This window comes from Nitrospina watsonii, from assembly GCF_946900835.1.
GTDB lineage: Bacteria > Nitrospinota > Nitrospinia > Nitrospinales > Nitrospinaceae > Nitrospina > Nitrospina watsonii.
The window spans coordinates 953,403-978,945 of record NZ_OX336137.1; the positions used below are offsets into that span (position 1 = coordinate 953,403).

At 57.8% G+C, this 25,543-nt stretch carries 27 protein-coding genes; 14 read left to right on the top strand and 13 right to left on the bottom strand.

Annotated features, from left to right (window positions below; translation table 11 throughout):
• Positions 1 to 14: 14 nt before the first annotated feature.
• Positions 15 to 314 carry a DUF167 domain-containing protein gene (locus tag QML71_RS04290; protein WP_282010671.1) on the bottom strand — a complete coding sequence of 100 codons (300 nt, stop codon included), beginning with the start codon at positions 312 to 314 and terminating at the stop codon, positions 15 to 17.
• A gap of 44 nt (positions 315 to 358) precedes the next feature.
• Entirely contained in the window at positions 359 to 661 is a 303-nt protein-coding gene (locus QML71_RS04295) for a YggT family protein (RefSeq protein WP_282010672.1), read from the bottom strand.
• 256 nt (positions 662 to 917) lie between these two features.
• Between QML71_RS04295 and asnS the strand changes: the two genes are divergently transcribed.
• Positions 918 to 2,318: an asparagine--tRNA ligase gene (gene asnS, locus QML71_RS04300; RefSeq protein WP_282010673.1), complete on the top strand. Its 1,401-nt coding sequence runs from the start codon at positions 918 to 920 to the stop codon at positions 2,316 to 2,318.
• 13 nt (positions 2,319 to 2,331) lie between these two features.
• On the opposite strand, the gene rlmD is transcribed toward asnS, so the two are convergent.
• Positions 2,332 to 3,705, bottom strand: a complete 1,374-nt coding sequence (gene rlmD, locus QML71_RS04305) for a 23S rRNA (uracil(1939)-C(5))-methyltransferase RlmD (protein ID WP_282010674.1) — start codon at positions 3,703 to 3,705, stop codon at positions 2,332 to 2,334.
• 15 nt (positions 3,706 to 3,720) lie between these two features.
• On the opposite strand from rlmD, the gene QML71_RS04310 reads away from it, so the two are divergent.
• The 4 genes from QML71_RS04310 to QML71_RS04325 all read left to right on the top strand — a co-directional run bounded on the left by QML71_RS04310 (position 3,721) and on the right by QML71_RS04325 (position 6,760).
• On the top strand, positions 3,721 to 4,572 hold the full coding sequence (locus QML71_RS04310; RefSeq protein ID WP_282010675.1) for a phosphorylase family protein: 852 nt from the start codon (positions 3,721 to 3,723) through the stop codon (positions 4,570 to 4,572).
• Between the two features lie 125 nt (positions 4,573 to 4,697).
• Positions 4,698 to 5,315 (top strand): hypothetical protein, encoded by a 618-nt coding sequence (locus QML71_RS04315; protein ID WP_282010676.1) that lies wholly within the window; start codon positions 4,698 to 4,700, stop codon positions 5,313 to 5,315.
• 3 nt (positions 5,316 to 5,318) lie between these two features.
• On the top strand, positions 5,319 to 6,386 hold the full coding sequence (locus tag QML71_RS04320; RefSeq protein ID WP_282010677.1) for an XRE family transcriptional regulator: 1,068 nt from the start codon (positions 5,319 to 5,321) through the stop codon (positions 6,384 to 6,386).
• Positions 6,387 to 6,421: 35 nt separating this feature from the next.
• Positions 6,422 to 6,760 (top strand): hypothetical protein, encoded by a 339-nt coding sequence (locus QML71_RS04325; protein WP_282010678.1) that lies wholly within the window; start codon positions 6,422 to 6,424, stop codon positions 6,758 to 6,760.
• Between the two features lie 389 nt (positions 6,761 to 7,149).
• Here QML71_RS04325 and QML71_RS04330 read toward each other — a convergent pair whose 3' ends face one another.
• Genes QML71_RS04330 through QML71_RS04340 form a run of 3 tightly spaced genes read right to left on the bottom strand, consistent with a single transcriptional unit; the run spans position 7,150 to position 9,444 of the window.
• Positions 7,150 to 8,133 carry a Kelch repeat-containing protein gene (locus QML71_RS04330; RefSeq protein ID WP_282010679.1) on the bottom strand — a complete coding sequence of 328 codons (984 nt, stop codon included), beginning with the start codon at positions 8,131 to 8,133 and terminating at the stop codon, positions 7,150 to 7,152.
• Between the two features lie 33 nt (positions 8,134 to 8,166).
• Positions 8,167 to 9,003 carry a 3-deoxy-8-phosphooctulonate synthase gene (gene kdsA, locus QML71_RS04335; RefSeq protein ID WP_345742314.1) on the bottom strand — a complete coding sequence of 279 codons (837 nt, stop codon included), beginning with the start codon at positions 9,001 to 9,003 and terminating at the stop codon, positions 8,167 to 8,169.
• A gap of 30 nt (positions 9,004 to 9,033) precedes the next feature.
• On the bottom strand, positions 9,034 to 9,444 hold the full coding sequence (locus tag QML71_RS04340) for a hypothetical protein (protein ID WP_282010681.1): 411 nt from the start codon (positions 9,442 to 9,444) through the stop codon (positions 9,034 to 9,036).
• A 169-nt stretch (positions 9,445 to 9,613) separates the two neighbouring features.
• Here QML71_RS04340 and QML71_RS04345 point away from each other — a divergent pair, with 169 nt between their 5' ends.
• The 9 genes from QML71_RS04345 (at position 9,614) to QML71_RS04385 (ending at position 19,163) form a co-directional block, all read left to right on the top strand.
• Positions 9,614 to 10,966: an NfeD family protein gene (locus QML71_RS04345; RefSeq protein ID WP_282010682.1), complete on the top strand. Its 1,353-nt coding sequence runs from the start codon at positions 9,614 to 9,616 to the stop codon at positions 10,964 to 10,966.
• 7 nt (positions 10,967 to 10,973) lie between these two features.
• On the top strand, positions 10,974 to 11,828 hold the full coding sequence (locus QML71_RS04350; RefSeq protein WP_282010683.1) for an alpha/beta hydrolase: 855 nt from the start codon (positions 10,974 to 10,976) through the stop codon (positions 11,826 to 11,828).
• 9 nt (positions 11,829 to 11,837) lie between these two features.
• A complete protein-coding gene (locus QML71_RS04355) occupies positions 11,838 to 12,500 on the top strand; it encodes an ankyrin repeat domain-containing protein (protein WP_282010684.1) in 663 nt (220 codons plus the stop codon).
• 327 nt (positions 12,501 to 12,827) lie between these two features.
• Entirely contained in the window at positions 12,828 to 13,988 is a 1,161-nt protein-coding gene (gene proB, locus QML71_RS04360) for a glutamate 5-kinase (protein WP_345742337.1), read from the top strand.
• 251 nt (positions 13,989 to 14,239) lie between these two features.
• A complete protein-coding gene (locus QML71_RS04365) occupies positions 14,240 to 14,650 on the top strand; it encodes a YkgJ family cysteine cluster protein (protein ID WP_282010686.1) in 411 nt (136 codons plus the stop codon).
• Positions 14,651 to 14,800: 150 nt separating this feature from the next.
• Positions 14,801 to 16,087, top strand: coding sequence for an adenylosuccinate synthase (locus QML71_RS04370; RefSeq protein WP_282010687.1), 1,287 nt, complete (start codon positions 14,801 to 14,803; stop codon positions 16,085 to 16,087).
• A 22-nt stretch (positions 16,088 to 16,109) separates the two neighbouring features.
• A complete protein-coding gene (locus QML71_RS04375) occupies positions 16,110 to 16,403 on the top strand; it encodes a CC/Se motif containing family (RefSeq protein ID WP_282010688.1) in 294 nt (97 codons plus the stop codon).
• A 284-nt stretch (positions 16,404 to 16,687) separates the two neighbouring features.
• Positions 16,688 to 18,391: a carbon starvation CstA family protein gene (locus QML71_RS04380; RefSeq protein ID WP_282010689.1), complete on the top strand. Its 1,704-nt coding sequence runs from the start codon at positions 16,688 to 16,690 to the stop codon at positions 18,389 to 18,391.
• 115 nt (positions 18,392 to 18,506) lie between these two features.
• Positions 18,507 to 19,163, top strand: coding sequence for a NifU family protein (locus QML71_RS04385; RefSeq protein WP_282010690.1), 657 nt, complete (start codon positions 18,507 to 18,509; stop codon positions 19,161 to 19,163).
• A 55-nt stretch (positions 19,164 to 19,218) separates the two neighbouring features.
• Here the strand turns inward: QML71_RS04385 and QML71_RS04390 are convergent, their stop codons facing one another.
• The 7 genes from QML71_RS04390 to QML71_RS04420 form a co-directional block, all read right to left on the bottom strand.
• Positions 19,219 to 21,987 (bottom strand): AsmA family protein, encoded by a 2,769-nt coding sequence (locus QML71_RS04390; protein WP_282010691.1) that lies wholly within the window; start codon positions 21,985 to 21,987, stop codon positions 19,219 to 19,221.
• Positions 21,988 to 22,309: 322 nt separating this feature from the next.
• Positions 22,310 to 22,687: a urate hydroxylase PuuD gene (locus QML71_RS04395; RefSeq protein WP_282010692.1), complete on the bottom strand. Its 378-nt coding sequence runs from the start codon at positions 22,685 to 22,687 to the stop codon at positions 22,310 to 22,312.
• A gap of 307 nt (positions 22,688 to 22,994) precedes the next feature.
• Positions 22,995 to 23,345: a hypothetical protein gene (locus tag QML71_RS04400; protein ID WP_282010693.1), complete on the bottom strand. Its 351-nt coding sequence runs from the start codon at positions 23,343 to 23,345 to the stop codon at positions 22,995 to 22,997.
• Positions 23,346 to 23,395: 50 nt separating this feature from the next.
• Positions 23,396 to 24,343, bottom strand: coding sequence for an aldo/keto reductase (locus tag QML71_RS04405; protein ID WP_282010694.1), 948 nt, complete (start codon positions 24,341 to 24,343; stop codon positions 23,396 to 23,398).
• A gap of 1 nt (position 24,344) precedes the next feature.
• Complete coding sequence (locus tag QML71_RS04410) at positions 24,345 to 24,659, bottom strand: hypothetical protein (RefSeq protein WP_282010695.1); 315 nt, start codon at positions 24,657 to 24,659, stop codon at positions 24,345 to 24,347.
• Positions 24,660 to 24,769: 110 nt separating this feature from the next.
• Positions 24,770 to 25,372: a uracil-DNA glycosylase gene (locus tag QML71_RS04415; RefSeq protein ID WP_282010696.1), complete on the bottom strand. Its 603-nt coding sequence runs from the start codon at positions 25,370 to 25,372 to the stop codon at positions 24,770 to 24,772.
• A 16-nt stretch (positions 25,373 to 25,388) separates the two neighbouring features.
• Entirely contained in the window at positions 25,389 to 25,538 is a 150-nt protein-coding gene (locus QML71_RS04420) for a hypothetical protein (RefSeq protein ID WP_282010697.1), read from the bottom strand.
• Between the last annotated feature and the right edge of the window lie 5 nt (positions 25,539 to 25,543).

The following is a 25,543-nucleotide window of genomic DNA, read 5'->3' on the forward strand; positions in this document are numbered from 1 at the left end:
ATGAGTGAATGAGTTCAGGATAAGTGGGGACGCAGTTGCTCGCGGAACCGGGCTTCGTCGAGGCCCTCCACCTGGATCACCTTGCTGCGGCTGCTGGCGCCATTGACGATGGACAGCTTCGACGGAGCGACGCCCAACACCTTGCCCAGCAGCTGCAGGCAGGCTTTATTCGCCGCGCCTTCCACCGGTGGCGCCGTCAGTTTGATTTTCAGGGTGTCGTTGTGCACGCCCACGATTTCGTTCCGCGACGCCCGGGGTTGAATCGTAACAGAAAACTGGAGGCCGTGGTCATTCTTTTTGATCGGGAGGGACATGGCGCGAACCGGTCAAAGAGGCCCGCTGCGCAGGGAGCACGCGGTCATTGCATCTGCAAAGCCAGCATGCGGATCGACGTCACCAGGAATTCCTGCAGGAACACGATCGCCAGCAGAATGATGATCGGCGAAAAATCGATGCCCATGCCGCCGCCCATGCCGATCCATTTGCGCACGCGGTTCATGACGGGATCGGTCATGGTGTGCAGAAACTGCACGATCGGGTTGTGGGGATCGGGGTTCACCCACGACAGCAGCGCGCGGATGATGACAATCCACATGTACAGATTGAGGGCAATGCTGAGAACGGTCGCAGTGGCTTTTAAAAATTCAGCTAGAATAAACACGGGTGGATGCGGTGGCCCTGGACTCGCGCAGGCGGTTGCCGGGTGCAGAGGGTCCAGGTTGGGTTTCAAGTGTTCAACCAGTCATAAACTATCCGAAAACCCCTGCCATGTCAACATCGCCCGCCTGCGGCGCGCCTTCGGCAGTTTTCTCTTTTCATGGAATTCTTAAAAAGATTATAGTGGTTGCACGAGCGAGAGAATTCGCCCCCGGTGCCGGGGGACGGAGTTATTTTAAACCGCATCGAGTACCGGGATCATGGATAAAAGCAAACGCGCCCGCATCCGGGAATTGTTGAAAGAAGGGACGCCACGCGAAGACGTCATCATCGAAGGTTGGGTGAAAACCCGCCGCGATTCCAAAGGCGGCTTCTCGTTTCTGGAAATCAACGACGGCTCCTGCCAGAAAAACATTCAGGCCATCGTCGATCATTCCCTCGATGCGTTCAAAGAGAACGAAAAAAAGATTTCGACCGGCAGTTGCCTGGGCGTACGGGGCAAGCTGGTGGCCTCGCAGGGCAAGGGGCAGTCGGTGGAGATCCAGGCGGGCGAACTCTGGGTGTACGGCGGCGCCGATCCGGACACCTACCCGTTGCAGAAGAAATACCATTCTCTGGAATTTTTGCGCGAGATCGCGCACCTGCGGCCGCGCACCAACACCATCGGCGCGGTCATGCGCGTGCGCAACCGCCTGGCGTATTCCATCCACCGCTTCTTCCAGGAGCGCGGCTTCGTCTATCTCCATACGCCGATCATCACCACCAGCGACTGCGAAGGCGCGGGCGAGATGTTCCAGGTGACCACGCTCGACCTCAACCAGGTGCCGAAAGACAACGGCAAGGTGGATTACGGCGAGGACTTTTTCGGCCGCAAGGCCAACCTCACCGTCAGCGGCCAGTTGGAAGGCGAGATCTACGCGATGGCCTTGTCGCTCATCTACACCTTCGGCCCCACGTTCCGCGCCGAAAACTCGAACACCAGCCGCCACCTCTCCGAGTTCTGGATGGTGGAGCCGGAGATGGCGTTCTACGATCTGGACGACGACATGGACCTGGCCGAACAGTTCATCCAGTACTTGTTCAGGGACGTGCTGGAGGAATGCGCCGAGGACCTGGCGTTTTTCAACGACCGCATCGACAAGCACCTGATCGAAACGCTGACGCACGTCGCCGAAAACCGGTTCGAGCGCGTGACCTATACCGATGCCATCCAACTGTTGGAACAGAGCAAGGAAACGTTCACCTACTCGGTGGAGTGGGGCTGCAACCTGCAGGCCGAGCACGAACGGTTTCTCGCCGAGAAACAATTCAAGAAGCCGGTGATCCTCTACAACTATCCGGAATCGATCAAACCGTTTTACATGAAGCTCAACGACGACGGCAAAACGGTGCGGGCGATGGACGTGTTGTTGCCGAGGCTGGGCGAGATCATCGGCGGCAGTCAGCGCGAGGACGACCTGGCCACATTGGAACGGCGCATTCAGGAGAAGGGTCTCGACCCCAAGGAATACTGGTGGTACCTGGATTTACGACGCTTCGGCAGCGCACCGCACAGCGGGTTCGGTCTCGGTTTCGAACGCCTCGTACAGTTCGTCAGCGGCGTCGAGAACATCCGCGACGTCATCCCCTTCCCACGCACTCCCAAGCACGCGGGGTTTTAACGCGCCCCATTCCTCACTCGCGTTCCAGCAGCACCGCGGTCTCCACGTGTTGCGTTTGCGGGAACATGTCCACCACCTTGATGGCGCGCACGGCGTAGCCTTCCAGCAGGGCCAGGTCGCGCGCCAGAGTCGCCGGGTTGCACGATACATAGACGATGCGTTCCGGCTGCAAATTCAAAATGCCTTCCACCACTTCCGGCGAACAGCCTTTGCGCGGCGGATCGAGGACGATGGTTTTCACCGCCGCCAGATGGTCCGCATTCTTCAACGCGTGTTCCAGCGACTGTTGCACGAAGCGGCAGGTGGTGAGGCCATTCAACTGCGCGCTCTGCTCGGCATCCCGGATGTTGGAGGCCGAGGAATCGATGCCGATCACCTCGCACCCGGCTTTCGCCAGCCACAGGCTGATGCCGCCGTTGCCGCAGTAGGCATCGAGCACCGCGCCGTCTCTGGACTGCACCCAGCTTTGCACCAGGCCGTACAGCTTCACCGACTGGTACGGGTTGATCTGAAAAAATGACGGCAGAGACAGGTGAAACTCCAGATCGCCCAGCTTCTCGCGGAAAAAATCCTGCCCCCACAACGTGCGGTTTTCGGTGCCGAGGATGACGTTGGTCTTGCTGTTGTTGATGTTGTGCACGACGCCCTGAATGCGAAACCGTTTCAGCGTCGATTCATGGGTGAGGTCCGCCAGGAACTTCTGCGGAAAGTCGCCGTTCGTGGTGACCAGTCCCAGCAGCGCTTCGCCTGTCGTCGCCGATTGACGCACCACCAGCCCGCGTATGAATCCGGCGTGGCGACGTTCGTTGTAGATCGACAGGCCATGCAGTTCGATCAGCACGCGCAACCATTCTTTGATGGATGTGATCGGTTTCATCAGCGTGTGGCATTCGGCGTGATCCACCACGTGGTGCGTGCCCTGCCGGTAGAAGCCGATCGATGGTTTCTTGCCGCGCTTCTCGATGGCGTAGCTGGCCTTGTTGCGGTAATGCAGCGGCTCATCCGCCGGAATGGATTCGATTGGCACGGCGACATCGACCTTGCCGATGTGCGCCAGCGCGTCCTGCACGAGCTGGACTTTGAATGCCATCTGCCTGGTGTAACTCCAGTCCTGAATCTTGCAGCCGCCGCATTCCGGAAACACGGCGCACGGAGCCTCGACGCGGTCGGGCGTCGAGTGCAGGCGTTCGACGACGCGCGTCACGCCGAAGCGCTTGGTGGTTTTGGTGATACGCGCCCGCACCCGGTCCTCGGGCAAGGCGTGGGGCACGAACAAAGTATAGCCGCTGTGGTGGCTGACGCCGTCGCCGCTCGAAGCCAGCGATTCGATATCCAGTTCGACATCGTCGCCGACCTTCACGGGGATTTCCAGTTTCTGTTTGGCCAAGGGGGTCTCCATAGATTGAAAGGTTCGGGATCATACTACCGCAAACCGGGCCGCGTCAAAAATGCATTCAATCGGCTGGGCGAACAGAGTACAATCGGGCGCATGGAACATCATTTGTGCATCATTGGAGCCATCCGCGAGGAGATCGCCGGCATCAAAGGCCGCATGAAGATCGACGGGTCGGTCCCGCTCAACGGCGCGACGGCCTTCGTCGGCCAGTGGCAAGGCTACCGCCTCGTGCTGGTGCGTTCGGGAGTGGGACGCCACCGCGCCGTCAACGCCTTGCGGCGGGTGTGCGACCACTACCCGCTGGTGCAAGTCATCTCAATGGGTTTTGCCGGGGGACTCGATCCGGCGTTGCAGGTGGGCGACCTGCTGATCGCCGACATCATCACCAAGCCCGCACCGTCCGATGACGGAGCCGCCGTGACCGAATCGATGGCCATCCCCACGGCGTTGGTGAATCAGGCGATGGTCGTCGCCGGTCCCGAAGGGGTGGCGGCGTACCAGGGCGGGCTGGTGACGGTGGACGAGGTGGTCAGTCAGCCGGAAGACAAAAAGCGGTTGGGGCAGACGCACCGCGCCCTCGGGGTCGATATGGAAACCTTCGATCTGGCCAAAGAGGCGGAACGGCGCGACCTGCCGTTTCTCTCCGTGCGCGCCATCACCGACACCGTCGAGCAGGAACTGATGAACTGCTCGCACCTGGTGGATGACGACGGCAACGTCTCGACCTTAAAAGCCGGATGGCATGTGCTGACGCATCCCGGCGACCTCACCGGCATGATCGAGCTGGGCCGTCATGCCCGCATCGCCACCGCCAACCTGACCGCCTTTATTGCAGAATACGTCTCTAACCTTAGATAAAATAAAGCTTTATAAGTCCTCCTCTCAGATTGTGGATAAAATTTGAATAATTTTTGTTGATTTTGGCAATATTGTGTGTAATGCTTTATTTTAAAATGGTTTGGTTTAATAAATTTGAGGAAAAAATGCAAAAAATCACTGAGGAAGAAGCCATTAAGATATTAGATCCTTATAGGGCGCGAATTTTTGAGTGTGCTCAAAAAGGCTTTGAAAGTTACCGGAAAAACTTTTCCATCTTTCAATGGATGTATGAACCCAGAACAAAAGCGGGAATTATTAGGGATCACATTGTCGCTAACATAAAAGGGGAATTTGTAGAAACACCAGGTATTGGTTCTATCGACGTTAAGGGAAGGTTTTTCTTGGACATTGAAGGTAAGGTTTTATTGCAGTTTAAAAAGTTAAACAAAAACCTCATGCCTTCAAACTTTCAAACTCAGCAGCAAACTTCTATCGATTTTCAATGGGAGGTGAATGAGCAATTCGAGTTTGATGAAATTCCTCATGAATTGCCGGTCTTGACGGTGGGATATATCCCAAATGACCTTTGGACAGATGTTGAAAATTGGTGGATAACCTACTCGTATGCGAAATCTGTCGAATGGCATGTGCCGTTATTAGACATTGATGACACACTTACCAATATTGAGACGATTCCATTGGAACCAGTTGAGACTCCTATTGGTACTAGAGCAAAACCGAAAGACAATAAAAACGATGAGAAGGAAGTGAATGAAAGATAAATCATGAGTGAAAACCTACATAAAGAAACGCCCATCAATACGGATATGATCGTGTTGGCGAGGGAATGTAGAGGCTTTACGCAAGGTGAACTTGCAAAAAAACTGAATACTTCTCAAGGTAAACTGTCAAGGATTGAGCATGGTTTGGGACATGTTTCAGAAGAAATTTTAAATAAATTAGAAGATGTTTTAGGGTTTCCAAGAAGATTTTTTTTTGAAAATTCTGAAGTATATTGGCCGCTTCATGTGTGTAATAGGAAAAAATCGAAGCTTCCGCAAAAGACTTATTTAAACTTAGTTGCAAAAGCAAATGTTCGGCAAATACATATTCAGAAATTGTTGAGGTCTGTTGAAATTCCAAATAGGATTCCAGATTGGGATTTTGATGAATTTGATAGAGATCCTTTGAAAGTTGCTCAGGCTTTGCGGCATTTTTGGAATATTCCCCGGGGTCCAATAAAAAATGTCACAAAAATTTTAGAGGATGCAGGAATATTTGTAATTCATTCGGACTTTTATTCAAGTTCTATAGATGGCTTTACAATGTTTTTTAAAGGAATATCCCCTATCGTGTTTATCAATAGTAGATTGCCCGGTGATCGGTTGAGATTTTCCTTGGCGCATGAATTGGGTCATATTGTTATGCATAAAATTCCCAATAATTTTATGGAAAACGAAGCAGATGAATTTGCCAGTGAATTTTTAATGCCATCAATGGAAATCAAATCTTCTTTATCAAAGTTGACCTTTGAAAAATTGGCAAGTTTGAAGTTGTATTGGATGGTTTCAATGGCAGCGCTTTTGATGAAAGCAGGGCAACTTGGAAAAATTAGCTCTCGGACCCAGCGTTATTGGTTTATGCAACTAAGTAAGCGTGGTTGGCGGCTAAGGGAGCCAGAAGAGCTCGCTATTGACCAAGAGAAACCTTCTTTACTTAAAGAAGTCCTGGGAATTCATCTTCAAAGTCTAAAGTTTTCTGTAAGTGAATTATGTGAATTACTGGGTGTTTTTGAGGAGGAGTTTCAGCTTATTTATTTAGAAAATGATAAAAAGATGAGGGTTGTAAAATAAAATTGATGACATTGAAAATAATAATTGGACTTCTATTGTTAAATTTTGCATTTTCACCTTCCGCCGTCGCGCGGGAGACGCGGCAGCCGTGGCAGATATTGATCGACTCCGTCACCTACCTGCGCGGCCTGCCGGAAGTGGCGTGGCTGCGGGCGGAAGGGCACAACCTCATGATCGGCTGGAGCAAACCGCCGCGCAAATTCCGCGCGCTCAACCTCACCGCCGCACGCAACGCCAGCCGCGTTTTGCCGAAAGAAGAGGTGCGCGTCATCAGCCTGCGCGCCGACCAGACCGGCTGGCATCCGGGCAGCGAACAGCCGGTGATCTGCCACACCACCGCCCACCACAACGAAATTTTAGAGACCAATTGTTAGGATGGTCTGTGCGTTCCGTTGCTTTCCGATGAAAATTTTGAAAACGCTGGCAGCGAGCAACCTGATAGATTTTTCGCGGGTCCTCGGAATGACAGTTGAGGTGGTTTAAAGCCATGACCCCACCCCAGCCCGTCACTCCGTGAGTGCCTCCTGGTAAGGGGAGGGGGATGTTGTGTGGTGTATTTGTAGCGGGCTACGCCCGCTGTCATTCTGAGGAGCCGGGCCACGCCCGGAGGCAACAAGTGATATCGGAACGCGCCCTCGGACCATCGTTTACCCTGTAGGCCATCAGCCAGTTGCCACTCCCTGCAAGGGTGGCGACGAAGAATCTATGTTTTGATTTTTGTGCTATGGAATGGGCTGGAAGGTCATCGTCCGCCCGCAAGGCACTACCCCTTTGGCTCGCCCTGCAAGGGCGGCGTGAACACCTGGTGGTAGTGGCTGCCGCCGCCACCGGGGTGGGGGCCGCCGGTGATGAGGTGGATGCGGCCGTTGGCCACCGCCGAGCCCAGACCGTGGCAGGAGTTCGGCATCGGTTTGTAGGCTTTCCACGTGTTGGTGGCGGGATCGTAGGCTTCGTTTTCATCGAAGGTGCCGTTGCCCGACTCGCCGCCGAACACGAAGATGTTGCCATTCAACGATTGCGAGGTGATGCCGCTGCGTTTCGTCGGCACTGGCGCGAGCGTCTGCCACTGGCCGGTTTTCGGATCGAAGGCTTCGTTGAGATCGAGGTTGTCGTTGTAATCGACGTCGATACGTCCGCCCAGCGCGTAGAGTTTGCCGTTCATCACCGAGACGGTCAAGTGATCGCGCGGCGTCGGCAGGTCGGCCGCTTGCGTCCATGTGTCGGTCGCCGGATCGTACACCTCGTGCGCGCCGGTGTTTTTGAGGCGGAAGAATTGTTTAAACGCGCCGCCGACTGCATGGATGTTGCCATCGATCACGCCCGCCGCCAACGCGCCGCGTTCCGTCGGCATACGCGCTTTTTCGCTCCATGAATCGGTTGCGGGGTCGTAGGCGTAGGTGGTGCTGACCGGCGTCCACATGCCGGTGGCGAATCCGCCGACGACGTAGATTTTTCCGTTCACCGCCGCCACCGCGACATGATGCAGGGCGCGCGGCAGGGGCGCGGCCTCCAACCATTCCTGCGTCGCCGGATCGTACACCTCCACCCGGTCGGCGATGCCGTCCGGGGTGAAGCCGCCGATCACGTAGATTTTTTCGTTGAGGACAGCGACACCGACTTCGGTGCGTGCGGTGGGTGTGGGCGCGAGGACCTTCCAACTGCCCAGGCCTTCGGCTTTCGACAAAGAAGGATGGGCGGCAAACGTCAGGCTCAGTGCCAACAGCAGAGCAATTGTTTTCCGTTGCATCCCGCACCTCCTGGAAGAAGGAATTGAAGCGGCTCAGGGAAGCCGCAGCGCGTCGAGTTGTTTGATCTGTTCGAGCATGGCCGGCAGCGTATCGAGCCGCAGCATGTTGGGTCCATCGGACGGCGCGCTGTCGGGGTCCGGGTGCACTTCCATGAACAGCATGTCGCATCCCACCGCCACCGCGCCGCGCGTGAGGTAGGGCACCAGCTCGCGCTGGCCGCCGGAAGTCGTGCCCTGTCCGCCCGGCAACTGCAAACTGTGCGTGCAGTCAAACACCACGGGATAGCCCAGCTCGCGCATCAATACCAGGGAGCGCATGTCCACAACGAGGTTGTTGTAGCCGAAGGTGAAACCGCGCTCAGTGAGCAGGATGTTTTCGTTGCCGGTTTCCTTGACTTTATCGACGACGTTTTTCATGTCCCACGGCGCCATGAACTGGCCCTTCTTGACGTTGACCGGTTTGCCGGTCTTGGCGGTCTTGACCACGAGGTCCGTCTGGCGGCAGAGGAACGCCGGAATCTGCAAAATATCCAGCACCTCGGAGGCGGGATCGATTTCCTCTTCCTTGTGCACGTCGGACAGGACGGGCAGTCCCAATTCGTCTTTGACTTTTTTCAGAATGCGCAGGCCTTCCTGGAGGCCCGGACCGCGGTACGACTGCAACGACGAGCGGTTGGCCTTGTCGTACGACGATTTGTAGATGAACGGAATGCCCGCCTTCGCAAATACCTTCTGCAATTGTTCGGCGGTTTCCATGGCGTGCTGTTCCGACTCGATCACACACGGCCCGGCGATGACCGCCAGCGGGTGGCCGTTGCCGACGGCGATCGGGCCGATGTTCACTTCCTGCGTTTTCAAACTGGATTCCATAATGAGAGTGTAGGGTTGCTCGGTTGAGGATCAGGGAAGGGGCACGGGATGCGGCGTTTCCGGACGCGACTGCAATCCGTCCGGGGCGAGATAGCCATACGCGATTTCGCGGACCTTCTCGTTATTGGTCGCGGTGAAAATATTCTCGAACCCCATTTCCCGGTACGGGTCCAACTCCACCTTCTGGTCCATGTGCTGAACCATGAGGATGAAATGGAGGCTGCGGTCTTTTTTCTTCACCCTCTCCAGCGCCTTCATGTCGGTCTGTCCCTTGCGCAGGATGTAAATGAGCAGATCGCACTGGATCGGGTTGCGCTTGCCGAACGCATTGGCCAGGCTGACGAATCCCATGACCGTGAAGCTCTCCTGCTTGAGAAACTTGGCCAGCTGGAGGCGCTCGAACTTGACCGGATCGACGATGAAAATGGTTTTGTAATTCACGAATAATACCTGTTTTCTCAATTGGTTCAGTGTAACACCAAAGGCGGGGAGGGGTGAACCAAAATTCCTGGCACTCCGGCTCGGCCTGTATGGGCGCGGGGTTTTGGTTTGACTTTAACTGGACGGTCTGAAAAAATATTTATTATCAATCCTTTACTCCGAGCGCGCGATGTACTGGAAACCATGGATGGCGGTGTTCGGATGCGGTCTCCTGCTGGCGGCGGGCGGAGCTTTGGCCGAGCTCAAAGGGTCGGACACGGCGCAGCCTCCCCCGCAGGCGTCGTCCTCAGGCCGGGTGCTGGTGGTGGAAATCTCCGGCGCCATCAATCCCGTCTCGGCCGCCTACACCAGCAAACACATTCAGGCGGCGAACGACGCCGGCGACGCGCTGGTGGTGTTGCAGATGGACACGCCGGGCGGTCTCGACACCTCCATGCGGCAGATCATCAAAGCCATCCAGGCGTCGAACGTGCCGGTGGCGACCTACGTCGCGCCGAGTGGATCGCGCGCCGCCTCCGCCGGAACGTTCATCACCATCGCCTCCCACATCGCCGCCATGACGCCGGGCACCAACATCGGCGCGGCCCACCCCGTCAACATGATGGGCGGCCAGCCCCAGGACAAAGAAGGCAAGCCCTCGCCGATGGAAGAGAAAGTCGTCAACGACGCCTCGGCGTACATCCGCTCGCTGGCCGAGAAGCGCGGACGCAATGCCTACTGGGCGGAAAAAGCCGTGCGCCAGAGCCAGTCGATCTCCGCTGAGGAAGCGAAGAAGCTGGGCGTCATCGACCTGGTGGCGGGCAGCCTCGATGCCCTGCTGCTGGCCATAGACGGTCGCGAGGTGAAGCTCGACGACGGACGCACGGTGACTTTGGACACGAAGAACAAGGAAGTGGTTCACCTCAAGATGACACCGCGTGAAGAAATTCTCGATGTCATCTCCAACCCCAACGTCGCCTACATTTTAATGATGATTGGCATGGTGGGATTGTACTTTGAGTTGTCGAACCCGGGGCTCATTCTGCCCGGCATCCTGGGCGGCATCAGCATGATCCTCGCCCTCTACGCCATGCAGACCCTGCCCATCAATTACGCCGGACTGTTATTGATCCTGCTCGCGGGCATTTTGTTTGTGGTCGAGCTCAACGTGCCGACGTTCGGGTTGCTGTCGGCAGGCGGCACGGTGTCGCTGCTTTTGGGATCGATCATGCTGATCGACAGCGACGACCCGGCGATGCAGATTTCGAACACGGTGTTGATCCCGACGCTGGCGGTATCGATCGCGGTGACGGTGGGGGCGCTGTGGCTGGCCACGCGCTCGGCCGGGCTCAAAGCGGTGAGCGGGCACGAGGGGCTTGTTGGCGAGCACGGTACGGCGTATTCGAAGCTCAATCCGCAGGGCAAGGTGCGGGTGCACGGCGAAATCTGGCAGGCGGTGTGCGATGGCAGCATCGACAAGGGCGACGCGGTGGTGGTGGAAGGGCTCGACGGCCTCACGGTCAAAGTCAGAAAATCCGGTTGATGTGTAGATGAAAGGGAAACGTATTTTCGAGACGGCGGCGGCTCTTCTGGCCATCCTGATTTTATACGCGGTGGTGTTGATCGGTTGTGAGAACAAGATCATCTACCACCCATACAAATACCCGGCGGGAGAGTGGGAAGCGGTGGACGGACTTGAAGTGGAGGACGTGTGGTTCCACGCCGCAGACGGAACCCAACTGCATGGCTGGTATTTTCCCGCAACCGGGGCGCGCGCGACCTTATTGTTCTTTCACGGCAACGCCGGCAACCTGACGCACCGCGTGGACAACATCCAGCGCCTCACCCCGCTCGGCCTCAACGTGTTCATCTTCGATTACCGCGGCTACGGCAAAAGCGAGGGCAGTCCCGATGAGGCCGGCATTCTGCAGGACGCGCAGGCGGCCTACGACACGCTGGTGACAACGCGCCGGGTGCCGCCGGAGACGGTGATCCTGTTCGGCCGCTCGCTGGGCGCGGCGTTCGCCACCGACGTCGCCCGGCACAACCCGGCGGCGGGATTGATTCTGGAAGCGGCGTTCACCAATGCGCGGGACATGGCGGGCGAGATGTTTCCCCTCCTGCCCATCGGCTGGGCCATCCGCTCGAAACTGAACGCCATCGACAAGGTGCCGCACATCGCCCTCCCCAAACTGTTTATTCATGGCAGCGATGACGAAGTGGTACCCTATCGGCTCGGACGCAAGCTGTACGCCGCCGCGGCGCAACCGAAAGCGTTTTACGACCTGCCCGGCGCGGGCCACAACGACACCTACCGCGTTGGCGGGCAGGCGTACTTCGGTCGCATTCAGCGTTTTGTGGACGAGGTGTTGAAGCAACCGCAACCCAAACTTTCCAATGAATGAATGAACGCCATGAAACAATTTTTCAGCCTGTTGATTGCGGTGGTTTTGATGTGGGGGGGACTCGCCGCCTGCGGCAACGAAGCCACCAGTCACCTGCATGAAGCCGCGAAGATCGGCGCCGTCGGCATGATGGACAAGCTGATCGAGCAGGGCGAAGACATCAACATCAAGGATGCGTTCCACCGCACGCCCTTGCACTGGGCCGTGGCGCGGGGTCACATCGAGGCGGTGCGGTACCTGGTCGATCACAAGGCCAATCCCAATGCCCGCGACCGCGAAGGCTTCACGCCGCTGCACCTGGCCACGCAGCTGGGCGAACCGGCGATGGCGCGGTTGCTCATCGAGAACGGAGCCGATCTGGATTTGAAAGAGTCGTCGTGGCAGAAAACGCCGCTGCACTTCGTGGCACAGTTCGGCACCGAGGACCTGGTGAAGCTGTTCATCGAGAAGGGGGCGAACGTCAACGTGCGCGACGCGCTGGAGCTGACGCCGCTGCATTACGCGTCGTTGAGCGGACAGCAGGGCGTCGTCACCCTGCTGGTCGATCATGGGGCCGGCATCCACGCCAGGGGACAGGATCCCTTCACCCGCCAGCCCAACACGACGCCGATGCAACTGGCTGCCGACCCGCAAATGCGCCTCCTGCTCAAATCCTTGGGCGCGAAGGAGTGAGCCCCGCATTGCCCACTTGTACGGGTCCCGTGGATGTTTTATGATGCCTTCCTTTAACTGTCATGGTTTCCAGATATTTGCATAACCCTAATTGGGTTCCAAATTAAGGGTTTGATGGATACCCAAACAATAGAAGAGTCATGAATCCCCCTCATCCTAACCTTCTCCCACCAGGGGAGAAGGAACCTTAAGTACTCCCTCTCCCTTGACGGGAGCACTCCTTGAGTGACGGGCTGGGGTGAGGGGTGGCTTCCAATAATTTTTGCTAAATTTTTTTATTTACGGAACAGGTGAATGGCGACACGGGCGGGGGCGAAGGAAAAAGAACTGCGGCGGGAAATACTGGCGGCGGTCAAGCGCGTGGTGATCAAGATCGGCAGCGGCGTGATCAGCGATCACGAGTCGGGCCGCACTGCGCTGGAACGGGGTCTCAGCCAGAAACGCATCCGCAGTTATGCCCGGCGCATCAAGCACATCACCGATCTCGGCGTCGAGGTCATCGTCGTGTCCTCCGGCGCCATCATGGCCGGACGCCAGCGCCTCAACCTGGTGCGCTCCACCCTCGACATCCCGGAAAAACAGGCCTGCGCCGCCATCGGCCAGAGTTTCCTCATGCGCACCTATGAGAATTTTTTCGACAAGCAGGGCCTGAAGGTGGCGCAGATCCTGCTCGGCCACGACGACCTGGAGCACCGCAAACGCTTCCTCAACATCAAGCACACCATGGAAGCCCTGCTGGAGCGCGGCGTCATTCCCATCGTCAACGAAAACGATTCGGTGACGGTCGATGAAATCAAGATCGGCGACAACGACACGCTGTCGGCAAACGTCGCCTGCATGGCGGGAGCGCAGCTTTTGATCATTCTGTCGGACGTGGACGGCCTGTACAACGGCGATCCGGCGCGCGTCCCGAAAAACGCGGCGGACGCGCCGCAGTTGATCTCGCACGTGGACCGCATCACTCCGGACATCGAACAGCTGGCGGGCAAAAGCCGCAACCCGCTCTCCGTCGGCGGCATGTACACCAAGGTGCTGGCGGCGAAAAAGACCATGAGCTTCGGCATTCCCACGCTGGTGGTCAACGGGCTGGATGGTAAAATACTGGACAGGATCTTCGCCGGGGCGGCGGTGGGCACGCTGTTCTGGTCGGGGAAGACCAAAATCCGCGACCGCAAGCACTGGATCGCGCACACGCTGAAACCGGCGGGCACGTTGACCGTCGATGCCGGCGCGTGCCGGGCCATCGTCGAGCGCGGCAAAAGCCTGCTGCCGGCGGGGGTGGTGACGGTCGAGGGAAAATTCGAGTTTGGCGCGTCGGTGCGCATCGTGTCGGACGGAAGCGAGATCGCCCGCGGCCTCGTCAATTACAGTTCCGCCGACCTCGAACGCATCAAGGGCATGAAGACGTCGGCGATCCGCAACCTCGTCGGCACCGCATTTTATGAAGAAGTCGTGCACCGCGACGATCTGGTGATTGTGTCATCATAAAAAGATTTTACAAGAATCATCAAAAGACAAAGGAAAGTTCCCCTCGTCTCCCCTCCTTTCCAAGGAGGGGATTAAGGGGAGGTAGTGGTAGTGGCAACCCGTGAATACGGGTTGCGCTCCAAAACCCCACCCCGGCCCTCCCCTTGGTACAGGGGAGGGAGAGAGTCAGGATGAGGAGGCGTGACTCTTCCTTATGTTCGGGTATAGAGTCAAACCAGTGGTTTTCGAATTTATACAAAGGTCTCGCAATCATGGCGAAATGGTGGGAAAAGGAACCGGTCCGCTTCGAATGCCAGGAAGGGTGTTTCAAATGCTGCATGAAACCCGGCGTGGTGTATTTCGATCAGGACGACGTGCACCAGGCGGCGCATTACGTCGGCCTGAACCCGGCGGAGTTCCGCAAAAAGTACAACCTGCGCCGATTCGAGGGGTACTGGGAAATGGAAGTGGAAGAGGGTTCCGCCTGCACGTTCCTCACCATGCAGGGCTGTTCCATCCACCCCGCCAAGCCGAAACAGTGCCGGGCGTACCCGTTCTGGAAAGAGCACCTCGATTCGAAAAACTACTGGACCCTGGTGGCGGGCTTCTGTCCCGGCATCAACGAAGGTCCGCCGGTTCCGGCCAGGGAAATCAAGCAGCACCTGCGGGATTTCAAGCTCTGACGCGCCGTTCCCGCCGCCCCGAAAGCGGTTGACATTGCCCCGGCCGAAGCCGATAATAACATCCCGGTCAGGACCCCCAGTCTCAACCCCGCACGACCGGCCTTGCCAGCCTGTGCTCGTTTCCGATAACACAACAATGAAGGGATAGTCATGCCTGTTTCCGTAGTGGTGGGAATGCAGTGGGGCGATGAAGGAAAAGGAAAAATCATCGACCTGCTTTCCGAAAAAGCGGATGTGGTGGCGCGTTACCAGGGCGGTCACAACGCCGGTCACACCATCTGTTTCGGCGATCAAAAATTCATTCTGCACCTTATTCCTTCCGGGATTTTCCACGAGGGCAAGCTGTGCATCATCGGCAACGGCGTGGTCATCGATCCCAAAGCGCTGGTCGAGGAGATCACCCTGCTGGAGAAGGCGGGGATCGATTTTGCGGGCAAGCTGGTGATCAGCAACCGCGCCAACATCATCCTGCCGTACCACATGGTGTCCGACCAGAACAAGGAAAGCACGTCGGGCACGCGCAAGATCGGCACCACCGGACGCGGTATCGGTCCGTCTTACGCCGACAAGATTGCGCGCGCGGGCCTGCGCACCTGCGATTTCCTGGAAGAAGACGCGTTGAAGGAAACCATGCGCGCCAATTACGAGGAAAAGAAAAAAGTCCTCAAGAAACTGTACGATCACGATCTGCCGGAGTTCAACCGCCTTTACGACGAAACGCTGGTGTACCGTGAGGTGCTGCTGAAATACATCGGCGACACGCAACGGATTTTGCGCGACGAGATCGCCCAGGGCCGCAACATTTTGTGCGAAGGCGCGCAGGGCACCATGCTGGACGTGGACCACGGCACTTATCCGTTCGTCACCTCGTCCAACGCCACCTCCGGCGGCGCGTGCACCGGCCTCGGCATCCCGCCGACCCAGGTGGAGCGGGTCATCGGCGTCATCAAGGCCTACACCACACGCGTCGGCGAGGGGCCGTTCCCGACCGAGTTGTTGGACGGCTTCGGCGACCAGTTGCGCGACAGCGGCGACGAGTTTGGCTCGACCACAGGGCGGCCCCGGCGTTGCGGCTGGTTCGACGCGGTGGTGGCGAAGTATGCGGTCGAGTTGAACGGCGTCGATGCCATCACGCTGACCAAAATCGACGTGCTGGACCAGTTCGACACGCTCAAAGTCTGTACCGGCTACCGTTATAAAGGCAAGGTGCAGGACGGCATGCCCGCCTGTCCGCGGATTTTGCAGGAGTGCCAGCCGGTGTACACGGAGTTTCCGGGCTGGAAACAGAGCACCTCCGGCGCGCGCTGTTTCAGCGACCTGCCCGACAACGCCAAGCGTTACATCGACGCCCTACAGAAGATGCTGGATGTGGACGTGCTGATGGTCTCCACCGGGCCGCACCGGGATCACACGATCCTGCAAGGCGCGTTGTTTTAAATGGCAAGATTGAGGTGAGACGATGAAAGTGGACGTGGCCGCGGAGGTTGCCGACTTTCTCCAGGCGCTGGGCAAGGCCGATGTGACCGTTGATGCGGCCGACCTCGACAACTCCAGCTGCGTGAGCCAGATGCCGGAGTTGCGGGTGACCTACAACCCGCCCCTCAACCGCAACCGTTACAGCCATTTTGAGGCGGGCGGCATCACCCTCCATGTGTCCACCTTTCTCAGCACCGGCGACCGGGTGAGCGTGTCCGTTTCCGGCGACGGCCCCCTCAAAAAAATCAAAGTCTCTGGCATCCATCTCATTATGTAATTTATAATAAGAGCAGCTTCATTTTCTTATTCAAGTTCTTCGCGGACGCTCAGAACACAGATTGAGGAAAAAGCCCCCAGCCCCCTTCGGAGAAGGGGGGGGGCCGGGTGATCCCTTGGACAAGGTAAGATGTAGCATTTTTAAAAAAACAGAGATTCTTCGTCGCTCACGCTCCTCAGAATGACAATGCAATATGAGAGGTGCATTCTGAGCGAAGTCAAGGATCTATGTTTTGCTGTTTGAATGATTTGGATAATCCTTCGGGCGAGGCCTGTTAAAACGTTATGCTGACCTGGACCATTCTCATTGGATCCTGTCTGTTTTTCTACTTCGCCGGCTACCGGTACTATGCCGGCAAGCTGGACCGCGAGGTGGTGCGCCCGGACGCCGGATCGCACACACCGGCGGTGGCCGATCACGACGGCGTCGATTATGTGGCCAGCAAGCCGCTGGTGCTGTTCGGTCACAATTTCGCCTCCATCGCCGGGGCCGGGCCGGTGATCGGTCCCATCATCGCCATGCACCATTTCGGCTGGGCGTTGACGCTGATGTGGGTGCTGATCGGCAATGTGTTCATCGGTGCGGTGCACGATTATTTAACGCTCATGATGTCCGTGCGCAGCCGTGGCCGCTCGGTCGCCGACATCGCCGAGTCCACCATGGGCTTGCGCGCCAAATCCGTGTTCTCTCTATTTCTCGTGCTGGCCATGCTGCTGGTGATCGCCGTGTTCGGCGTGGTGGCGGCGAAGACGTTGATCGCGCAGCCGGAGATGGTCATCCCCACTTTCGCCATCATCCCCATCAGCGTGCTCCTGGGTTGGTTCATCTATAAAAAAGGCGGCAACCTGACGACGGCGTCCATCATCGCCGTGCTGGCGCTGCTGGCCAGCATTTATGCCGGATTCAAACTGCCGCTGCCGCTGGAAGGCGACGTGCTGGGCATGTCGCCCTTGTTGTTCTGGTTCATCGTGCTCATGCTGTACGCCGGGGTGGCGTCGGTGTTGCCGGTGCACGTGTTGTTGCAGCCGCGGGACTACCTGTCCACGTATGTTTTGTTCGGCAGCATGGCGCTGGGCATTGCGGCGTTGTTGTGGGTGGCGCCGGGATTGAACACGCCCGCTTACATGGGCGGTTATTCCGAAGAGCAGGGGCCGGTGTGGCCGATGCTGTTTGTGCTGGTGGCGTGCGGCGCGGTGTCGGGCTTCCACTCCCTCGTCGCCGGAGGCACCGTCTCCAAGCAACTCGAAAACGAAACGCAGGGCCGTGTCATCAGTTACGGCGGCATGCTGACGGAAGGCGTGGTCGCCGTGGTCACCGTGCTTCTGGTCGGTGGCGGTCTGTACTGGGTGGCGCCGGTGGGCGGCGGCATCGACATGGCGGAACTCGGATTCCGCGAAACGTTGAAAGCGGGCGGCTGGATCCACGCCTTCGGCCACGGCTACGGCAACGTCGTCCACCAGATGCTGCCGGTGCTGGGCTTCACCCTGGCTTCGATGATCGCCGTGCTGGCGCTCAACACCTTTGTCATGACGACGCTGGACACGGCGGTGCGCATCACCCGCTTCATCGTGCAGGAATCGCTGGGGCAGCGCGTGCCGCTGTTTCTCAACAAGTACGTGACCACGGTCAGCGTGGTGGCTGTGGCCTTTATCATTGGTGCGAGCGACGGCTGGCAAAAGATCTGGCCGATTTTCGGCGCAACCAATCAATTGATCGCGGCGGTGGCGCTGTTTGTCATCGCCACCTACCTGATCGGCATCAAACGGCCTACAGCCTATGCACTCTATCCTGCGGTGTTCATGGTGATCACCACCATCGGCGCGTTGTCGTGGCAGGCGTATCGTTTTTTCACCGCACCGGAACCGCACCTGTTTCTGGGCACGGCGGCGCTGGTGTTGATTGGGCTGGCACTGTTTGTCGGCCATGAAGGCTTGCAGGCGTTGAAAGGCCGCAAAATCAGTCCCGAACCCGCCGCCAGCGAAGCTTGAAAACAAAACGGTTGGCATTTCTGTTGGGTTCCGGCGCGGTGCGAGGTTGATTTTCCCCCGGCGGGGGATGTATGATGAAGCAGAATCCACGCATCCGGTTGAAAGGGGAAGCTTTATGAAGCTCAGCGAGGTGATAGCGCGTCAGACGGAAAAGAAAACCGGCGGCCAGACTCTGGGCGACCGGCCCCGCACGCCTGTGGACAAGCGGGCGCTCAAGGTGATCCGCACCCGCGAAACGCCGAATCCGAACGCGCTCCAGTTTGTGCTCAACGCCCAGATTCTGGAAACGGGCAACAAATCGTATTCTTCGCTGGATGACTGCGGCGACGACAAGCTGGGCCGCGCCCTGTTCAAAAACGATGCGGTGAAGAACGTGTACATCATGAAAAACTTCGTCACCGTCACCAAGCAGGACACGGCAGGGTGGAATCCGCTCAAAACCCAGATCTGGAACCTCATCGACGAGCTGGTCGAGGTCTATCCCAGTGAAGAGGCGGCGAAAACGGCGAACGTGGATGTTTCGGATTTCAACAGCCTGCCGCACGAGAAGAAGCTGGAAGCCATCGAGATGGTGCTGAACCGCTCCATCCGCAGCCAGTTGGCGCAGGACGGCGGTGGTGTGGTGTTGCAGGGGATGGAAGGCAAAGAGGTCCAAATCCACTACCAGGGCGCCTGCGAGAATTGCCCGTCGTCGATGACCGGCACGCTGCAACACATCGAGAAACTCATCAAGCAGCAGTTGGACCGCGACCTCGTCGTCAAGTCGGTCTGATCCCAACGCCGTCAACGCACCCGCAACGAAACGCCTCCCGTCCGGGAGGCTTTTTTTATTTCCCTGTGACGGCTCCGCCCGTTAGCAAGTCGCCCAATGTTTCGAGAATGCGCTTGGGTTTGGCGATGATCGATTTGGCGGTTTCCATGTCCACCTTGGGATCGGAGAACGATCCCTCCAGTGCGAAGTAGGTTTCCACCAGCCCTTCATCGGTTTTGCTTCCCGCCACCAGCTTGCCGAGCAGAGGCACGCCCTGCAGGATTTTATCCAGGTCGCCCATGGGCAGGGCCTTGCCGTGCATGTCGAGTTTTTCGGTATTGAGGTTCGCCGTGCCTTTCAGGTACACCTTCAGATACTTGCCTTCCAGCCCCACTTGCGGCGTGGTGACGACGCCTTTTTTGATTTGGAACGTGCCGCCCATGCGGTCGAACAACAGGCCTTTGTCGCTCAATTTCTGCAGGGCGGTGGGATTGAGGATGGTGAGGATGGCCTTGACCGCTCCCAGTTCCTTGAGGCTGCCCTCGGTGACGAGCAGCTGGAGATCGCCGTTGAGTCCCTGCGTGGCGGGGCCTTTTTTGGGGATATCGCCTTTGAGGGTGCCGACAAATTTCATGATGCCTTTGAGGTGTTTCTTCTCGTAGTCCTCAATAGACAGGCCCTTGCCCCCGAAGGAAAAATCATATTTTTGTTTGGCGGTGTTGTACACCCCTTTGATGCCCAGTGTCCCATTGGGTGGCACGAAGGCCGAGCGGCTGAGCACGACTTTATCTTTGGGCAAAGCCACCTCGCCGGTGATGCGGTTGAAGGGGTACCCCTTGGCATTCACCTTGGTCAATTTGAATGACAACGTGACCGGCACCTTGGGCGGTTTGGAATTCACTTTGACGATGGCATCCTGAATGCTGAAGTGGTGGTCCTTTGGCGTCAGCACCATCTTCTCGCCCTGCAAGGTTCCCCGCAACTTGATGCGGTTGATGGCGAGCGGTCCGGTTGCCTTCACGTTGCCGGAAAGCACCGTTCGGATGAGTCCCCAGTCCATGGGCCATTTCACCTGAGACAGGTCCAGGCTTTTGAGTTTGAAATTTGAGTCGAGTTCCGTCACCGAATTTTTTTTGCTGGAATCCGGCAGGATAATGTCGCCGTCCTGAGTCAGTTCCCCATTCAGGACCGCGGCCTTGATCGTGCTGCGCAGGGTGCGGCCCTTCAAGGTGGCGTTGGCATCCACCCGCTGAATGGGCAGGGCCATGTTGTCGAGGTCTTTCACCGTCAGCCGGAAGTCATCCCCCACCAGCGAGGCCTGGTACGTCAATTTGTCAGGGTCGTCGGCCGGCCCGGTCGCGTCCACCGTTCCGGAAAGCGTTCCCTGGTGGATGCCTGCGGCTTTCGGGATGGGCAACTGGGTGACATCGACACGGGTCAGGGAAACGGTGGAGTCGAGCATCCACGCATCCTTGTCGGACGCAGGGAAGGTGAGGTCTCCCTTCTGCGTCACTTCACCGCCGAACGCGGTGACTTTCAGGGTGCTGTGAAGGTTGCGTTCTTTCAGTGCGGCGTCGGCCTGCCAGCGTCCCAGGGGAATCTGCATGTCCGGCGGCGTGATCAGCAGTTCGTCTCCGGAAAGGGAGGCGTTGGCCGTCATCGCGTTCAGCGATGCAGGTCCGGTGAGCTGAAGGGTGCCGGAGACCAGACCCTGTGCCCACTTGGAAACTTCCGGGAATCCCAGCCGGTTCAACTCCAGATTGTTCAGGCGCAGGGTTGTGTTCAGGACCGGCGGCGCGTCGTTATCCGGGAAACGCACGTCGCCCTGCTGGTGCACGGACCCTGCCCCCACTTGCAGCTTGAGGTTGTGATTCAGGTTGCTTTTACGCCACGCCACCTGGCTGTCCATGTGATCGATGGGGAACCTGCGCCCGGCGGCCCGGAACGAGATGGCGTTGCCGATCACATGAGCCGCGATGTCGGACTGGCCGTGAAAGGCATCGCCGTTTTCCAAAGAATCCAGCGGGGCTTTGAATTCCAATTGCAGCAATTCAATATTCCCCTGCGGCGCGTAGGCGGCGAAGGTTTCCGACGGATCTTCCGGAAAGAAAAAATAAATATTTTTGAGATCTTTCGCGGAAAAAGATCCGAGTTTCAGCCGGGCTTCCAGGACCGCCGTTTTCGTGAGGACTTCGCGCACGACGATGTCTCCCTGCAAATGCAGCTTGCCCAGGCGGATGCTGATGTCGTCCAGCGTCAGGTTCAGTTGTTCCCGGTTGGGCCGGGAGATTTGGGTGACTCCGGACACCCGCATCATCTGCTGATCGACGGCTTTGCCGTTGCGGCGCTTGATCAGGTAAACGCGTCCCTGCTCGATGCCGATGTTGCGGATGGCCAATTCAAAGTTGAAGAAGGTGTCACGGATGGTATTGACCACGGTTTGGGATTCCGCATCGTCCGTTTTTTTATCTTCCACTTCCCCTTCGGCGGGAGTTTTTTTATCCAGGTACACCGTCACCACCGGCTGGATCAAATCGATGGTTTTCACGTCCACTTTGCCGGCCAGCAGCGGCATCAGGTACACGTGGACGAACAGGGATTTGGCGGACACGAATTTTTCCTTGCCGTCCAGGGACTCGATGTTGACACCGTCGGCTTTCAAGCCGAAGCCATCATGAAAATCGTAGGCGAGTCCATCGATTTCCACTTTCATGCCGCTGGCGTCGGACAACTTCTGAATGAGCGGCGCTTTCAACGACTCGATATCGACGAAGTAGGCCACTCCAGCCAACACCACGATGCCCAACAGGACCATCGCCGCAAACCCGAGCAGGATTTTTTTCACCCGCCCCAACCGTCTTTTTGTCTTGGCCGATTGCCGGCGAGGTCGGGGGGGCTTGGACGGCCCTTGGGACGCAGACGGGCGCTTGCCCCCGGCGGATGGCTTGGAGCCGGAAGTGGGCTTGGCCGATCCCTTCTTGCGTGGCGGGTTCGGTGTATTGGGAGAATCTGGCATACCTTTAATTATAAAGGCTTCGGAGGCGCGGGGGAACCTGTTTTCAGACTAATTCGGGGTGGGGGAGAGAGCGCAGAAAAAGGGATGGGGCAAAAAAAAACGACCGGATTCAAAAAGAATCCGGCCGCATCCTGCAAAAACCTTGTGGTGCTTAGAACGTCCAGCTGCCGTGGTTGGCAACGATCATGGCCATCAACATGGGAATGGACAGGATGGCGTTGGTGCGGCTGGCCATCAGAGCGGTTTTCTTCGCTTTGGCCAGGGCGTCGCCTTCCAGTTCTCCGGCGATGATCTTTTTCTGATTGGGCCAGATAAAAACCCATACGTTGAGCATCATGATGACACCCAAAAGCATGCCAATATGAATCGTCATGCTGGGAATGCCTTCCACCTGACCCCGGCCCACAACGTAATAAATGATTCCGGTCACTACGGTCAACCAGGCCGTGTGGCGAAACCACCACAGGGCTTTGGGAAGAATGATCTGGGTGTAAGGCTTGGCGGCTCCCGATTCCGTCATTTTGGGCATGCTGGGGACCTGAATGATATTGAAAAACCAGAGAAGGCCTATCCAGAAAATCCCGAATAAGACGTGAAAGAATTCAGCTACCCACATAAATGTGCCTCCTTTAGATGCCTTGAAATTGTTGGTTTATAGAATTCGGATTCTTCAGAATTAAATTCTGGGCCGATCGAGGACGGACAGACAATTTATTGAGTAAGATGGGAAATCGGGATCGGGGATTCAACAATTTTGGTAAAAATCGGCAAAAAGCGGCGGAATTAAATGCGCCCGAACGGTTTCATGGCCATTCAGGCACGATTCCTGCGGGGGGTCAGCGTTGCGGAAGCAGGGCCAACAAAGCGCCCAGAGCGGCCAGGTTGAAGAGCAACAGCGCCCAGGCCCAGCTGCGAGGCAGCATGGGTGGGGTGGGGGGTGCGGAGGGGTGTGGCTCGGACGCGCCTCCGCTGGCGGCCTTGGGCATGGGTGCGGTTTTTTCCTGCCGCAGGCGTTCGTTCTCCGCGCTCAGCCGCTCCACTTTTTTCTGCAGGGTGTCCACCCGGTCGCGCAGTTGCAGCCGTTCCACCTTGAGCGCCTTGGAGCGGGCGATTTCCCGTTCGAGCGCCTCTTCCGGGCCGCGTGTGATGCCTTCGCTTTCTGGCAGGTCGTCCCACTCTTCGTTCATGGTTTGCGGCTTTCTCCCGCCGGCGGCGGAGGTTGCCTGGCGGGACCCTTTCAGGCCAGTTGGTTGTCCGTGTGGAAGCGGTCGCTGACATGAGTCAGCCGCGTGAGGTGATCGACCGACAGCCGCAGGTTCCCCGCCTCGGCACATTCCCGGATCTGTTCGGGTTTTTTGGAACCGACCACGGCGGTCATCACATTGTCCTGCGCCAGCACCCAGGCCAGCCCCACTGTGACCGGCGGTACATTGAGTTCATCGGCGATGGCGTTCACCTCGTCGCGAACCGGTTTGGAATTCGACAGCAACGGTTCCTGGTAGAGATAATATTCCTGCCGGGTCGGCGCTTTGCGGGCGGCGTCGTCGGTGCGTCCGGCAAGCAGGCCGCGCGCCGTCGGTGAATACACCATGTAACCGATCTTGTGCTGCTTACAGAGATCCAGGGGACGGCCTTCGTACTCGCGTTGCAGCAGGTTGTAGGGAATCTGGTTGATCTCAAACGTGGAAGCGCGGTCGCCCAGCAGTTGCAGGTCGGTGGCGTCAAAATTAGACAGACCCACGATGCGGGCCTTGCCGCTTTGTTTGAACGCGTGCATGATCTCGCACAGTTTGCGTGACTTTTCCGGCGAATTGAAAAAGGTTCCCGGCCAATGGACGAGGTACACATCGACGTGATCGCGGTCGAGGGCACGCAGAGTGCCGTCGAGTCGCTCTTCGTAAGCGGAGCGGGTCAACTCCGCGTCGGGCCAGATTTTGGAAACGATGATGACATCGTTCTTTTTGCCGCCCAGGGCCTTGCCGAGGCGCCGTTCGGATTCGCCGTCGCCGTACCCTTCGGCGGTGTCAAAGGCGGTGATACCACTGTCCAGCGCAGCCTTGACGGACGCGTCGGCATCTTGCGGCGTGGCGTAATCGCCCCACCCGCCGCTGGGCGCGATCTGCCAGCAGCCGAAGGTGATGACGCTCCACGGCTTGTCCAGTCCGGGGCGGGTGATGGTGCGCATGTTACCTCACGATCATGGTGAAACTGCGGTGCCGGTAATGGGGGCCTTCCGTCTTGATCGTGGCGGCGAAGGGTTCCTCTTCCTTCTCCACCTTTTCAATGTGCTTCTTGAACCGGTACAGACGGTACCCGCCGATCAAGGCCATGGCGCCCACCATGAGAATCAACGTCGCAAATAAAATTCCGAGCAGTGCCGGATACAGAAAGATCAGGACTGCAAGCGTAATCAAAGCCGCGCCAAAAATCAACACCGACCGCTGCAGGGAATTGTAGCCTTCGGTGAACAGGTCACGGGGTTGATGGGGTCGATTGAACATACGTCCTCCTTTGTTGGAAAGGCCGCATTGCCCTTCTACTTATTCAATAAAATCGGGAGGGTGCAGGGTCAAGGTGGGTAAACAGGCCGGATTCGGCAAAAATAGACGGGTCAGGCGCTGTCTGCCAGCAGCCGGAGGATTTTGTTGAAGTCCCGTTTTTGTTGTGCGAGGGGGCGCCGCGTGTTGACGACGCGCGGGCTGGGGTGGTACAGCGCCAGCAGGGTGAAGGCATCCAACTCCTGCGGTTTGGCGAGGATGTTGCCCAGCTTGAAGCGATTGCCGGTCAGCCGGTTGATCGCTTCCAGCCCCACGCTTCCCAAGGTGACCACGATTTCTGGCTGGATGAGGTCCAGGGTCGCTTTCAGATACGAGGCGCAGGTGTCGATCTCCTGCGTCGAGGGGCGGCGGTTGTTGCCGTTTTCGAGGGGATTGCACAGCACGGCGTTGGTGATGAACACGTCGTCGCGGGTGAGGCCGATGTGCGCCAGCAGGGTTTCAAAGTTGCGGCCCGACTGGTCTCCGGAAAAAGGGATGCCTGTGCGGGCGGCGCCGAAGCGTCCGGGGGCTTCCGCGACGAACACGATGTGGGCATCGAGGTTGCCGTTTTTCAGGCTGAGAATGGCTTGCTCGGAAGCCAGCCGCGGGCATTCCATACACGTGGCGGCGCGGTCGGCGAGTTGAAGGAAGCGGCGGCGTTTGTCCGGGGTGCCCATGCGGTGCGGGTCCGCTTCAGGAGTTTTCGGTTTTGTCGCGGCTGGCCGGGGTGTGGGCGAGGTCTTCATCGTCCTCGTCTTCTTCGTCATCGTCGCTGGTGCGGCAGATGACGAGAAACCCGACGAGCAGCAGAGCGCTGGCAATGATGGTGAACAGAATATCCATAACGT

Coding starts and splice junctions, on each gene's coding strand:
- QML71_RS04290 (WP_282010671.1), bottom strand. CDS start 314: ATGTCCCTCCCGATCAAAAAGAATGACCACGGCCTCCAGTTTTCTGTT.
- asnS (WP_282010673.1), top strand. CDS start 918: ATGGATAAAAGCAAACGCGCCCGCATCCGGGAATTGTTGAAAGAAGGG.
- QML71_RS04315 (WP_282010676.1), top strand. CDS start 4,698: ATGCAAAAAATCACTGAGGAAGAAGCCATTAAGATATTAGATCCTTAT.
- QML71_RS04320 (WP_282010677.1), top strand. CDS start 5,319: ATGAGTGAAAACCTACATAAAGAAACGCCCATCAATACGGATATGATC.
- QML71_RS04330 (WP_282010679.1), bottom strand. CDS start 8,133: ATGCAACGGAAAACAATTGCTCTGCTGTTGGCACTGAGCCTGACGTTT.
- kdsA (WP_345742314.1), bottom strand. CDS start 9,003: ATGGAATCCAGTTTGAAAACGCAGGAAGTGAACATCGGCCCGATCGCC.
- QML71_RS04345 (WP_282010682.1), top strand. CDS start 9,614: ATGTACTGGAAACCATGGATGGCGGTGTTCGGATGCGGTCTCCTGCTG.
- QML71_RS04350 (WP_282010683.1), top strand. CDS start 10,974: ATGAAAGGGAAACGTATTTTCGAGACGGCGGCGGCTCTTCTGGCCATC.
- QML71_RS04355 (WP_282010684.1), top strand. CDS start 11,838: ATGAAACAATTTTTCAGCCTGTTGATTGCGGTGGTTTTGATGTGGGGG.
- QML71_RS04365 (WP_282010686.1), top strand. CDS start 14,240: ATGGCGAAATGGTGGGAAAAGGAACCGGTCCGCTTCGAATGCCAGGAA.
- QML71_RS04370 (WP_282010687.1), top strand. CDS start 14,801: ATGCCTGTTTCCGTAGTGGTGGGAATGCAGTGGGGCGATGAAGGAAAA.
- QML71_RS04375 (WP_282010688.1), top strand. CDS start 16,110: ATGAAAGTGGACGTGGCCGCGGAGGTTGCCGACTTTCTCCAGGCGCTG.
- QML71_RS04380 (WP_282010689.1), top strand. CDS start 16,688: ATGCTGACCTGGACCATTCTCATTGGATCCTGTCTGTTTTTCTACTTC.
- QML71_RS04385 (WP_282010690.1), top strand. CDS start 18,507: ATGAAGCTCAGCGAGGTGATAGCGCGTCAGACGGAAAAGAAAACCGGC.
- QML71_RS04395 (WP_282010692.1), bottom strand. CDS start 22,687: ATGCCCAAAATGACGGAATCGGGAGCCGCCAAGCCTTACACCCAGATC.
- QML71_RS04400 (WP_282010693.1), bottom strand. CDS start 23,345: ATGAACGAAGAGTGGGACGACCTGCCAGAAAGCGAAGGCATCACACGC.
- QML71_RS04405 (WP_282010694.1), bottom strand. CDS start 24,343: ATGCGCACCATCACCCGCCCCGGACTGGACAAGCCGTGGAGCGTCATC.
- QML71_RS04410 (WP_282010695.1), bottom strand. CDS start 24,659: ATGTTCAATCGACCCCATCAACCCCGTGACCTGTTCACCGAAGGCTAC.
- QML71_RS04415 (WP_282010696.1), bottom strand. CDS start 25,372: ATGGGCACCCCGGACAAACGCCGCCGCTTCCTTCAACTCGCCGACCGC.
- QML71_RS04420 (WP_282010697.1), bottom strand. CDS start 25,538: ATGGATATTCTGTTCACCATCATTGCCAGCGCTCTGCTGCTCGTCGGG.